Source organism: Domibacillus sp. PGB-M46, assembly GCF_022668875.1.
Lineage (GTDB): Bacteria > Bacillota > Bacilli > Bacillales > Domibacillaceae > Domibacillus.
Map to the genome: position 1 here is coordinate 12,539 of NZ_JAKGCR010000013.1, position 12,508 is coordinate 25,046.

13 protein-coding genes are annotated in these 12,508 nt (G+C 44.8%); 5 read left to right on the forward strand and 8 right to left on the reverse strand.

The genetic code is table 11. The features are described from left to right. Window positions 1–13: 13 nt before the first annotated feature. The 6 genes from L2D08_RS14875 to L2D08_RS14900 form a co-directional block, all read right to left on the reverse strand. Window positions 14–793, reverse strand: a complete 780-nt coding sequence (locus tag L2D08_RS14875) for an ABC transporter ATP-binding protein (protein WP_242234732.1) — start codon at window positions 791–793, stop codon at window positions 14–16. A 4-nt stretch (window positions 794–797) separates the two neighbouring features. After that, complete coding sequence (locus L2D08_RS14880; RefSeq protein ID WP_242234734.1) at window positions 798–1,604, reverse strand: ABC transporter permease; 807 nt, start codon at window positions 1,602–1,604, stop codon at window positions 798–800. A gap of 110 nt (window positions 1,605–1,714) precedes the next feature. Continuing rightward, a complete protein-coding gene (locus tag L2D08_RS14885; RefSeq protein ID WP_309241369.1) occupies window positions 1,715–1,939 on the reverse strand; it encodes a GIY-YIG nuclease family protein in 225 nt (74 codons plus the stop codon). Window positions 1,940–1,948: 9 nt separating this feature from the next. Further along, window positions 1,949–2,695: a DUF2087 domain-containing protein gene (locus L2D08_RS14890; RefSeq protein WP_242234736.1), complete on the reverse strand. Its 747-nt coding sequence runs from the start codon at window positions 2,693–2,695 to the stop codon at window positions 1,949–1,951. Between the two features lie 105 nt (window positions 2,696–2,800). After that, entirely contained in the window at window positions 2,801–4,261 is a 1,461-nt protein-coding gene (locus tag L2D08_RS14895; RefSeq protein WP_242234738.1) for a glycoside hydrolase family 32 protein, read from the reverse strand. 33 nt (window positions 4,262–4,294) lie between these two features. Next, window positions 4,295–4,543 carry a hypothetical protein gene (locus L2D08_RS14900; RefSeq protein WP_242234740.1) on the reverse strand — a complete coding sequence of 83 codons (249 nt, stop codon included), beginning with the start codon at window positions 4,541–4,543 and terminating at the stop codon, window positions 4,295–4,297. 163 nt (window positions 4,544–4,706) lie between these two features. On the opposite strand from L2D08_RS14900, the gene L2D08_RS14905 reads away from it, so the two are divergent. The 4 genes from L2D08_RS14905 to L2D08_RS14920 all read left to right on the forward strand — a co-directional run bounded on the left by L2D08_RS14905 (window position 4,707) and on the right by L2D08_RS14920 (window position 9,813). Then, the gene (locus tag L2D08_RS14905; RefSeq protein WP_375337594.1) at window positions 4,707–5,708 is read left to right on the forward strand and encodes a LacI family DNA-binding transcriptional regulator; all 1,002 of its coding nucleotides are present in this window, start codon (window positions 4,707–4,709) and stop codon (window positions 5,706–5,708) included. Between the two features lie 143 nt (window positions 5,709–5,851). After that, window positions 5,852–7,291, forward strand: a complete 1,440-nt coding sequence (locus tag L2D08_RS14910) for a sucrose-specific PTS transporter subunit IIBC (RefSeq protein WP_242234742.1) — start codon at window positions 5,852–5,854, stop codon at window positions 7,289–7,291. A gap of 61 nt (window positions 7,292–7,352) precedes the next feature. Continuing rightward, window positions 7,353–8,825 carry a glycoside hydrolase family 32 protein gene (locus tag L2D08_RS14915; protein WP_242234744.1) on the forward strand — a complete coding sequence of 491 codons (1,473 nt, stop codon included), beginning with the start codon at window positions 7,353–7,355 and terminating at the stop codon, window positions 8,823–8,825. Window position 8,826: 1 nt separating this feature from the next. Further along, window positions 8,827–9,813 carry a carbohydrate kinase family protein gene (locus L2D08_RS14920; protein WP_242234746.1) on the forward strand — a complete coding sequence of 329 codons (987 nt, stop codon included), beginning with the start codon at window positions 8,827–8,829 and terminating at the stop codon, window positions 9,811–9,813. Between the two features lie 28 nt (window positions 9,814–9,841). Here L2D08_RS14920 and L2D08_RS14925 read toward each other — a convergent pair whose 3' ends face one another. Continuing rightward, the gene (locus L2D08_RS14925; protein WP_242234749.1) at window positions 9,842–10,858 is read right to left on the reverse strand and encodes a C40 family peptidase; all 1,017 of its coding nucleotides are present in this window, start codon (window positions 10,856–10,858) and stop codon (window positions 9,842–9,844) included. A gap of 180 nt (window positions 10,859–11,038) precedes the next feature. Continuing rightward, complete coding sequence (locus tag L2D08_RS14930) at window positions 11,039–11,401, reverse strand: YidH family protein (RefSeq protein ID WP_242234751.1); 363 nt, start codon at window positions 11,399–11,401, stop codon at window positions 11,039–11,041. Window positions 11,402–11,586: 185 nt separating this feature from the next. Here L2D08_RS14930 and murB point away from each other — a divergent pair, with 185 nt between their 5' ends. Next, complete coding sequence (murB, locus tag L2D08_RS14935; protein ID WP_375337595.1) at window positions 11,587–12,483, forward strand: UDP-N-acetylmuramate dehydrogenase; 897 nt, start codon at window positions 11,587–11,589, stop codon at window positions 12,481–12,483. The last annotated feature ends 25 nt before the right edge of the window (window positions 12,484–12,508 follow it).

Consider the following 12,508-nt stretch of genomic DNA (forward strand, 5'->3'; position numbering starts at 1 on the left):
TCTGAAGCTCCTTTCATTCTCTTGATCCCTGTACTTCTTCCTGCAGATGCTGCCAGATTTTCGAAAAGGCGGCGGTCATGTCCGGATTGGACCGGATATCTTCAAGCTTTCTTGGCCTCGGCAGATCAATGCGGACATCAGCAGCAATACGGCCGGGCTGCGCGCTCATCAAAAGAACCCGGTCGCTTAAATAAAGAGCTTCATCGATACTGTGTGTAATAAAAAGAACCGTTTTCTTCGTTTCGGACCAAATCGACAGCAGCTCCTCCTGCAAAATAAACCGGTTCTGTTCATCGAGTGCCCCGAATGGTTCATCCATGAGCAGAATCTCAGGGTCGTTCGCAAAAGCCCTGGCGATGCTGACCCGCTGCTTCATTCCGCCTGAAAGCTCTTTCGGATACATTTTCGCGAATTTCTCCAGTCCTACTTTCGCCAAAAAATATTGTGTTTTTTCTTTCACATAGGATTTTGGCAAGTGACGCATATTCAAACCGAAGGCGACGTTTTCTTCTACTGTCAGCCACGGCAGAAGCCCCTTCTCCTGAAACACCATCGACTGGCCCGGACGGTCTGCACCACTTTTTTGAATGTCAAAACGGCCGGCACTTTGTTTTTCGAGACCGGCAATAATACGGAGCAGTGTGGTTTTTCCGCATCCGCTCGGTCCAACCAAACAAACAAATTCCCCTTCTGCGATATCAACGGAAATCCTCTCAATAGCGGTTGTACTGCCCTGCTTTTTATAAAAAACTTTCGTCAGCTCGCGAATGGATATTTTTGGCTTATCATTCATCTAATCACCTCCACGGAAGTAACTTTCGCTGCAGTGCACGCAGAAGCAGGGAAAAAAGATAGCCGAAAAATGAAATTAAAATAAGCCCGACAAACATGTCTTTGAGCAGAAACGCATTATACGATGTCCAGATTAAGTAGCCAATTCCCGACCGCGCCCCCATCATCTCAGCCGCTACGATGGTTAATAGAGCAATCGCCTGCCCCATTTGAACTCCTTCAAGCATAAAGGGAAGTGAACCAGGCAGGGCAATTTTAAAAAAGAAATCTTTACGGCTTGCGCCATAGTTTTTAGCTACGTCCAAGTACATGGAATCAATGGAAACAACACCAGCCGCTGTATTGATCACCACTGGAAAAAAGACACTCCCTGCAATCGTCACAACTTTCGACGTTTCACCAATGCCAAACAAAATTAAAATGATTGGCAGCAGCGCAAGTGTGGGGATGGGCATAAGCGCCATAATTAGAGGAGAAAGAAAATGCCTGATTGGTGCATACAAGCCCATGAACAGACCGAGGATAATACCGGGAATGGCTCCAAGCAAAAAGCCCACAAAAATACGAAACAATGAAATCCGAATATGCCCGAACAGTTCACCGCTTACAAGCATATCAACAAACGTAGCTGCAATAGCGGTCGGCGGCGGAAAAAACCGTGCATCGATTAAGCCGCTTCGGGACAAAAATTCCCAGATCAGCAGAAGAAAAAGTGGAGAAAAAACAGTTAAGGCCGTTTTTGCTTTTTGCCGTTTACGTTCCTTCTTCCATTCCTGTTTTTCGGTTTCCACCGGATTGTGTAAAATTTTCATGTTCACCACCTCTTCTTACCAATAATATGCATGCTTTTAAAAGTGTGTTCCCACCAAAAAAGCCGGCCTGCTCGCATTTGAGCAGGCCGGCTTTTTTGGTATTTACTTATTTAACGGAATCGATCTCTACCATATTCGTTCCATTCTTTCTGTAAAGCCTTGTTTGTGCTTGAACCTGCTTCCAGCCCGAACTTCCGCCCATTCAACGTTTTAAAATTCCGAGTGCTGCCAATAAAGATCTTTTGATTGATCGTATTTTTTATTTCATACACGCCTGCTTCTATCTTCATTTCTTTAATCTGCTGTTTCAGTTCTCTTTTTCTCTCCCTTTTCATTGCCTCCCCTTATTCATTCACCCAATATTCGCTTCCGTCCGGCTTGCGGTTTAAAAATCCATATTCAATTAAGTATCTTCGTATTTTGACGTAATCATTGAAAATAGCGAATAGAATCTCGTTTGTTTCTTTTTCGCTATACACCTGGCCTGCTTTGAACTTTTTCGCCATTTCCCGCATGATAATGAGCCGCTGTTTTTCTTTTGGCGGAAATGCGAGCAGAATTCCCTCTGGCATAAACTTTTGAATCACCTTTTCCTGTTCCTCTTCTGTTACGTTATAACGGCTGTCAACCATTCTAGCCTGTTTGTGGGGAGGGACGACAACAGGAGCATGGGCATCCCTTTCATTTAACAGCTCCATCACTGCCAAAAACATTTTAGCCTGGCGTTCTTTTTCTTTTAGTACAAAACGATGGTTTCGGATGGTGGAAATACTTCCGATCCCCATTTCCGCTTGTATTTCTTTATTGTTTTTTCCCTCGTAAAAAAGGCGAAGCAGCTTATTTTGATGTTCGGTCAGCCCCGTCAGCTTTTTATCCATTTTCATGATATAGTCAAAAACAGAGACATGTTCTTGGTTAATGTGAGCCTGCGTATACCGCTCCGCGTCATAGAGCTTGTCTTCAACCGGATAAATGATCCCTTTCTCAATTCTTTTTCCGCACAGAAGGCAGGTAAAAAAATCAGTTTCTTCTACGTAGCCTTTTTTTAATTCTTGAATCGATGCATTCCAAAACATTGCTGAAGTATCCATAACAAACATTTCCTTTTTACGTTTATTTATTTATAGACATATTAATAAAACGTCTGTTTTATGTCAATAAAAAAACCACCTGTTTTCTAGGTGGTTTAAAAACATTTATTCCTGTTTCCACACATCTTTCAGTTTCCATGCCGCGAACGAAACCAGCCTCGCTTCACCGCCGTCGGCAAATAATTGAACCTTCGTACTTTTTTCATTCGGATAAATACGTCCGGTCATAACCGCTTCTCCATCATTCACAAACACTTCAACCGAAGAACGATCGACAAATATATGCAGTTTCACAACAGCTGATACTCCAATTTTTGCCCTGCGGATACCGCCTTCCCCTTCACCAGATGAATGCCGGTCAAAAATAATGGCTTGATCAGCTGCATCAAAGCGGATCGTCGTTTTTTCCCGGCTGTCTTCTGAACATCTTACATGCAGGCCAAACGACATGGCACTTCGCGCTTCAAATTCCGCTTTGATTTCCAGACGGTCTCCGGATATATGGAACAGCTGTGTCCCGGAAAGAGGCATTGGACCGGCAATCGTTTTTTCCCGGCGCAGTTTTTTCAATTCTTCTACAGGCTGCATCACAAGCCGTCCCGATTGATTAAAGGACAGCTGGCGCGGAATCGTCAGCGCCCCTGCCCAGCCATGTGCCTGTTCCGGCATAACCGCCTCCCACATATTCATCCAGCCGAATACAATCCGCCGTCCCTGGTCATCCTCAAATGACTGTGCCGCATAAAAATCAAAGCCTTGATCAAGCTCAGTAAATTCACTGTACGTGAATGCAGCCGTTTCGTAATCCAAATCACCGATCAGCGTTCCGGTCTGGTAAAGGTTTTGATAACGGTCGCCAGAAGCTTCAATGCCTTGCGGTGAAACGAGAAGCACATGCCTGCCCTCAAGCTCAAAAAAGTCAGGACATTCAAGCATGAATCCAAGCTTACCATCGCTTTTTATAATGGCTCCGCGATCCTTCCATGAAAAAAGATCCGCCGACTCATACAAGTGTACACGGCCAAGCTTGTCCTTTTGACTGCCGACAACCATATACCATTTCTCTTTATACTTCCACACTTTCGGGTCACGAAAATCAGCCGCGGCTCCCCGGGGAGGGGCAGAAATAACCGGGTTTTGTGGATGCTTCTCGAAATGAATGCCATCTGTGCTCGTTGCGATACACTGAACCTCTTTTATTCCGTCTTCACCTTCTGCATGTCCGGTATAAATAAGCGTTAATATACCGTCATGATCGACTGCACTGCCGGAAAAACAGCCGCTTCTGTCATATTCCTCATCTGGTGCAAGTGCAATCGGCAAATGCTCCCAGTGAACAAGGTCACGACTTTTCATATGCCCCCAATGGATGGAGCCCGGTTTTACGTCATACGGGTGATGCTGATAAAACACGTGATAGTCACCCCGCCATTGAATAAGGCCGTTTGGATCATTTATCCAGCGGGCCGGCGCCATAATATGATAACCGAGCCGGTATGGACTGTGTGCTGCCCGTTTTTCGTCCTGACGAAAAGCGTGATGCGCTTTTTCAATTGCTTGTTTCATTGATTCCGCCTCCTTTAAATGCCCGACAGCACTTTAAAAGTCATCTTTTATATGTATGGGAGCCGAAATATCCGCATACATCCGTTCAGCCTTTCCTGGTATATCGCCTGGCAGCTCCCTCGCAGCAAGCCATGAACTTTCAGAACACGAAAGCGGGTTATTCTGGTTATTAACCACCCGTAAGTCATGGCGAACGGCTTTTTTCTTTTTGTAACAAATTCCAGGCAATTTTGTGTGCTTTAAAATGAAACTACTCAACTCCCTTAAACCTTTCTTCTTCATTTTATAGCGCTTACATTTCATCATAGTCGATTTTTCTCTGTATTTCACTCCAAAACGGTGTGAACCGCTTCGTTTTCATAAAATTCTCTTTCTGTATTTCGCTTTCTTTCGTTTTCTCCCTTCTCTTCAATCATGTATAGTAGAAGATAGAAACGGAGTGGAATTGATGAAAACCATTGCAGATATTGCCAAAATCGCCGGTGTCGCAAAAAGCACTGTATCACGGTTCTTAAACGGCGGTTCGGTCAGTGAAGAAACAAAAAGGAAAATTGAACAGGTCATCAATGAAACAGGTTATACACCGAACGCTTTTGCCCAGAGCTTAAAAGCGAAACAAACAAATATGATCGGCACAATCGTTCCCCGGCTCGATTCCTATGCTACTTCCCGTACGCTGATGGGGATTGATGAACGGCTTCGCGAATTAAATTATCATATGCTTATTTCCAATGCGGGACAAGATCTCCACCGGGAAATTGAAAGCATTTATACACTCGCCAAACAAAAAGCGGCGGGCATTATTCTGCTCGCTACCCAAGTAACAGATGCGCATTTACAAGCGTTTCGCACCATTGACATCCCGGTTCTTCTTGTCGGCCAGCAGCACGAAGAGGTATACAGCCTGATTCATGATGATGAAACAGCAGGCTACGCCATTGGTAAATACATTGCCCAGCGCGGACATAAAAAAATTGCTTTTCTTGGGGTCGGCGAATATGACGTGGCAGTTGGAGTCAAGCGAAAAAAAGGAGTAGCCCAGGCGTTGCGCGAACATGCGGAAGAAGTAGAAGCCCGCTTTTTTGAAACGACCTTTAGTATGACCGACGCTGCCGAAAAAGCAGAACAGCTTTTTGATGAATTTTCGCCTTCAGCGCTTATTTGTGCCACCGATAATATTGCTTTCGGAGCCATGAAAGCAGCCTACCGAAAAAAACAGTATGTTCCAAAAGATATTTCCATTACGGGCTTTGGAGGCTATGAAGTAACCGCTATGATGCACCCTTCTTTAACAACCGTCCACATTCATTTTAAAGAAGCCGGCCAGATGGCAGCGGACCATATCACCAAGCTGATTAAAGGGGAGGACATTCCAAAATTGGCCTATTCGCGGTTTGAACTCGTTTTACGAGAAAGTGTTGACATCCGTACAGATCATCTTTTATAATTATGTAGAAACCGGTTCCAACTCCGGTTTTCCTATTTACTCGTTCTTGGAACCGGTTCCCTTTTTATTTGATGTTTTTGGGAACCGGTTCCAAATAATCTTACACGTATCGGTTATACTTTACCTACAAAGGAGGAACTCCAATGAACTACCCTCAAATTGCACGCGAAACGCTTGAAGCGCTTGGCGGAAAGGAAAACATTGCAGCAGCAGCCCACTGTGCTACACGCCTTCGGCTCGCTCTGCATGATGAATCGATTGTCGATCAGGAAAAGCTTGACGCGATGGACAGCGTCAAAGGGACTTTTTCTACCGGCGGTCAATACCAGATTATTTTCGGCTCTGGCACCGTTAACAAGGTATATGCAGAGTTTGCCCAGCTGACTGGTACTGGCGGCATGTCAACAGCTGATGTGAAAAGTGCCGGCGCCAAGAAAATGAATCCTCTCCAGCGATTTGTAAAAATGCTGTCCGATATTTTTGTACCAATTATTCCGGCGATCGTTGCCGGCGGTCTGTTGATGGGAATCAACAACCTGCTCACAGCACAGGGACTGTTTGTAGATGGCAAGTCACTGATTGAAGCTTATCCAAATATGGCTGATTTAGCAGCTCTTATTAATACATTTGCCAATGCTGCCTTTGTATTTCTCCCTATTTTAATTGGTTTTTCTGCAACCCAGCGCTTTGGCGGCAACCCTTATCTTGGCGCCACGCTCGGTATGCTGATGGTTCACCCAGATTTATTGAATGCTTATAATATTGCAGATGCTCTAGCTAAAAACGAAATTCCTGTCTGGTCTATTTTCGGATTTGAAATTGAAAAAATCGGTTACCAGGGTACAGTTCTTCCCGTTCTCGCTGCTTCCTTTATTCTGGCTAAAGTAGAACTATCCCTTCGCAAAATTGTTCCATCGATCTTTGATAACTTACTGACGCCGCTTTTAACAATTTTCATTACAGGTATTTTAACGTTTACACTTGTAGGCCCGCTTACTCGTACAGCCGGCAACCTGCTGTCTGACGGTATGATCTGGCTCTATGATACAACCGGTTTTGTAGGAGGCGCCCTGTTCGGCCTGCTTTACGCACCTATTGTCATCACCGGTATGCACCACAGCTTTATTGCCGTTGAAACACAACTTCTTGCGGATATAGCAAAAACCGGCGGCTCCTTTATCTTCGTTGTAGCGACCATGTCAAACGTCGCTCAAGGAGCGGCTACACTTGCCGTCTTTATGAGAACAAAAAACAAAAAGCTAAAAGGAACAGCTTCCGCCGCAGGTGTTTCAGCCCTGCTTGGCATTACAGAACCTGCCCTGTTCGGAGTGAATTTAAAGCTTCGCTATCCGTTTATTGGTGCGTTGATCGGTTCTTCTGTGGCAACGGCGTATGTGACATTCTTTAAGGTAAAAGCGATTGCGCTTGGCGCAGCCGGTCTTCCGGGCATCATTTCTATTCAGCATGAAGGACTTATTCAATATGTGATTGGAATGGTTATTTCGATTGTAGTTGCTTTTGCTGTAACGATGTTCCTTGGAAAACGCGATGAGAAAAAACAGGCTGTGCAAAAAGCAGCATAACATTTAGGTGGAGAAGATTTCTCCACCTCCTTTTCATTTTAATAAATATGAGGTGATCAGATTGCAATGGACAACAGAACAGCGTTATACACGACTTGAAGACATATCTAAATCAGAGTTGGCTGCCTTAAAAAAGCAGGTGGATGGTTCCCCCTGGCGGCAAACTTATCATATTCAGCCCGAAACAGGATTGTTAAATGATCCGAACGGCTTTTCTTTTTATAATGGTGAATACCATTTGTTTTACCAGTGGTTCCCGCTTGGCCCTGTTCACGGCATTAAATATTGGTATCACACAAAATCAAAAGATCTCGTTCATTGGGAGAATGCCGGTATCGCGATTCGGCCAGATAGTGACCTTGACAGTCACGGTGCTTACTCTGGCAGTGGTATCGTGCACAATGACCAATTGTACTTAATGTATACCGGCAATACACGTGATGATCAATGGGTGCGGCATCCGAAGCAGAATATTGCCATTATGGACAAGCAGGGCATTATTCAAAAAAAGCAAAAACCAGTGATTCATGAAGTGCCCCCCGGCTATACCGATCATTTCCGCGATCCAAAAGTATGGAAAGAAAACGGGCTTTTTTATGCCATTATCGGTGCCCAGCGGACAAACCTGACGGGCTGTGTCGTGCTCTACAGCTCCCCGGATATGGAAACATGGACATTCGAAGGCGAAATTAAAACCAATCTTCCCCACTTCGGTTATATGTGGGAATGCCCTGATTACTTTACAATTGATGGACAAGGTGTCCTTGTTTTTTCACCGCAGGGCATTGCGCCGAAAGGCGATTGCTATCATAATATTTATCAATCCGGCTATGTTCTCGGGAATCTTGATGTTGAAACACAAAGCATAGATCATGGCGTATTCGCCGAGCTGGACCGCGGCTTTGATTTTTATGCACCGCAAACGATGGAAGCGCCGGACGGACGGCGTATTTTAGTCGGCTGGATGGGACTTCCTGAAATGTCTTATCCAACGGATTCACATGGCTGGGCGCACTGCCTGACCCTGCCCCGGGAAATCGCGATTGAAAACGGGCGGCTTATGCAAAGACCAGTCCGGGAGCTTGAGCGCCTGCGCGGTGTTCAAATGGAAGCTTCAGCTGATCTTTGTGATGAAGTACAGACTTTTGACAGCTTCAGCGGTACAGCTTTTGAAATGATTTGTTCGTTTGAGCTGGAGGATGCAGATTCATGCGGAATTGAAATTCGCGTAAGCGAAGAAGAAAAAACCGTTATTACGTATGACGCTCTCCAGCAAAAGGTCCATTTGGATAGGACATATTCCGGTGCGCTTACAGATTCGCCATATGGAACGGTGCGCAGCTGCTCGTTAGCGGGGGACAAAGTGACGTTTCGTTTATTTGTGGATTCCTCTTCCCTGGAGCTCTTTGTAAACGATGGAGCCGAAGTTTTTACAAGCCGTATTTTTCCAAGCAGGGACTCAGCAGGCATCCGCTTTTTTGCAAAAGGCGGCCGCGCATCATGCCAGGCGGTAAAATGGACGATAGGAGAGTAAAATGAGTACATTATTTTCAATCGGAGAAGTATTAATTGATTTTATCCCACAGCAAAAAGGACTGGCTCTTAAAGATGTCGTATCCTTTGAACGCGCACCCGGCGGAGCCCCGGCCAATGTGGCCGCTGCCGTTTCAAAACTCGGCGGGCACTCCGCCATGCTGACGAAGCTTGGCTCCGATGCATTCGGTGATTTTTTATTGGAGAAGCTGGTTGAAGCAGGAGTGGAAACCAAGCATATTATCCGCACGAGTGAAGCCAATACGGCTCTTGCGTTCGTTTCCCTCCGTGAAGATGGTGAGCGGGACTTTTCTTTTTACCGGAAGCCTTGTGCAGATTTGCTGATGACAGCAGATGAAGTGGACGAATCCTTGTTTCACCCCGGTGACATTCTGCACTTTTGTTCCGTTGATTTAGTTGAAAGTCCAATGAAGCATGCGCATATTAAAGCAATCGACCGGGCTAAACAGCGCGGTGCTTTCATCAGCTTTGATCCGAATGTGCGGCTTCCGCTTTGGGATGATCCGAATGCGTGCCGCGAAACCATTTTAGCATTTATACCCAAAGCGCATCTGATCAAAATTTCGGATGAAGAACTTGAATTTATTACAGGTATTTCAGAAGAAAAAGCGGCTATTGCTTCCCTGTTTACAGGAGATGTAAAAGCGGTGGTGTATACCCGGGGGGCAGCAGGTGCCTCACTGTTTGTGAATGAAAAAGAAATCCAGGCAGCCGGCTTTACTGTACAGGTGCAGGATACGACTGGTGCGGGGGATGCTTTTATTGGCGGCTTTTTATTTCAACTGCTTCAGGCTGGTGCCAATTTAGAAAACGTTTCTTCTCTTCTTGAGCAGCGCGGAGAAGAAATCGTCCGTTTTGCCAATGCAGCCGGAGCCATGACGACCACCGGCAAAGGAGCCATCTCTTCCCTGCCTTCCCTGCAGCAAATAGAAAATATGCTTAATGAACTTCATTCAGATACAAAATAAAAAGCGCCGCCCGTTTGGGCGGTGCTTTTTATTTTGCGTTCATTGCATTGTAGATGGCTACTGTAAATGCTTCACGTGTTGCATTGTGTGTTCCATAAAACTTGTCGCCTTTAAAAAAGCCGGTTTTATCAATAGAAGCCATGGAAACGATGCCTTCGTATGCCCAATGGCCTGCCTTAATGTCTGTATACACCACATTTGCTGCCGCCGTTTCGGACACTTTTAAGTTAAAAGCACGCTGGATCAAAGATGCCATTTCGTTTCTTGTCATTTCTTCTTCTAAGCCGAATGTTTTATCTCCGTAGCCATTCATAATTCCCGCTTCATGAACCGCTGCTATATCCACAGCAAATCGGTTTGTTTTCGGCACATCTGTAAAGTAGCTCATTTTTTCTGGTTTCAAGCCACGTACACGGTTGATAATGGCTGCGGCTTGTCCACGCGTTATTTTTTCGTCCGGCGCGAATGTATCAGCCGTAAATCCATTAATAACTCCCTGTTCCGTCAATGATTTAATCGCATTGTACGCAAGATCTGTTTTTTCTATATCTGTAAACCATTTTGGTGCTTGTTCTTCTTCAATCACACGTTTAGCGCCTGCATACTTTGGAGACCAGTATGGATCACCATCTAGTGGAACAAGCGCGATGCCTTTGCTTGATGTGGCATTCAATACTTGGTTGTTGCCTGCATATACCCCAACATGAGAGATGCCTTTTTTATATGTGTTAGCATAAAAAACAAGATCGCCAACCTGAAGATCGCTTTTGGCTACTGCTGTGCCCACATTGTACTGTTCACCTGTTGTGCGCGGCAAAGAAATATCAGCAGCATGTTTATAAATGTATTGAACGAAACCGGAGCAGTCGAATCCTTTTGGCGTTGTGCCGCCAAACACGTACTCTACACCCATGAATGTTTTCCCAAAAGCAACAACTGATTCACCAATGGACTCGGCTTCCGCTTTAACAGATGCCAATGGGGACACGCTAAAAAACAAGATAACCGCTAAAAATGAAAGAATTGCTTTCTTGCAGCTGTTCACCATGTACCTCCCAATTTCCCATTCTTTTTTCTCTACTTAATTCCTCATAAATCTTATTCTAGCAAAAATAAACATTACGATGTTTTACGGTAAAATTACAAATTTCGATCTTTCTGTAATAATACATCCTTATTTTTCCTTAAATAAACATAAAAAAAGAACTGGGGAGCGGCAGTTCTTTTAAGAAAAAACAAATAATATATACACTCCGAACAGCAAAATTAAAGTGATAATGATCCCTGTCAGGAGCAAAATACTCGCTTTTTCAGGTTTAAACATTTCGTTGTCTATCGCTTTGGCTTTAATAAAATAACTGCGTGTAGAAAAAGCAAGGACGAGCAGTCCTGATAGAATAGCAGCAAATCCAACTATGTCTGCCAGGAGATCGGCACGTGTCGAATGCCGGGACAAAAAACTAAAGTGAAGGTTGCTGATTAAAAACCCAATTCCTATAATAGCAATAGCCGTTCTTGTCCATGCCAAATAAGTGCGTTCATTCGCCAAATGCTGCTGAACAAAAGCAGCGCTTTTTGTTTTTGCCATTGTGTCGATTCCCTCCTCTTCAACCGTTTAAGGCAGGCACCCATTTGTCTATACTTACATACAATACCCTGAAAAATGGGGAACATTTCTCAAATCGTGAAAGATCATTAACGAATTCCCTCATATCCTTTATAATAGAGAGGATTATGAGAAAAGGAAGGTGAGCAGCTATCGATGCGCTGCAAATTGCAAACGACTTAAAGAAGAAAGTGGATGAACAGTCTGTGTATCCACTGTTTCCATTGTATAAGCACACATATACGAAAACAGGCGGGGTAGCCGATGTTTTCATTAAGCCTAAACATATAGACGATCTACAAACCGTTATACATTACGCAAAAGAACACGCACTTCCACTGACGATTTTAGGAAACGGATCAAACGTGCTTGTCCGGGATAAAGGCTTGCGCGGCATCGTCATTGCCCTTGAATACTTTGACCAAATTCATGTGGACGGTACGACGATTACGGCAGGAAGCGGGGCAAAAATTATTGATGTTTCCCGTACAGCACTCGGTCATCATCTAACGGGCCTTGAGTTCGCCTGCGGCATTCCGGGTTCTGTAGGCGGGGCTCTTGTCATGAATGCCGGCGCTTATGGAGGCGAGACGTCAACGGTGCTGAGAAAAGCAACGGTTCTTTCTTATGACGGTGACTTGGTCACGCTTGGGGAGGATGATTTTCACTTCGGCTACCGCAAAAGCATTTTCACAGAAAAGGACTACATTATTCTAGAAGCGGTGTTTGAATTAAAACCAGGCCGTTTTGAGGAAATTAAAGAAGCAATGGACACTTTTACTGCGCTCCGCGAATCAAAACAGCCGCTTGAATATCCATCCTGCGGAAGTGTATTTAAGCGCCCGGCCGGTTATTTCGCCGGCAAGCTGATTCAGGACAGCGGCTTGCAGGGAACCCGGATCGGAGGCGCGGAAATTTCTAAAAAGCATGCCGGCTTTATTGTAAACGTGGACGGCGCTTCTTCTACGGACTATTTAAACTTAATCCGTTACGCGCAGGATCGTGTACGCGAAAAATTTGGTGTAGAACTTGAAACAGAAGTAAAAATTATCGGCGAAGATTAATCAAAAGCCGCTTCGGTCGACCGAA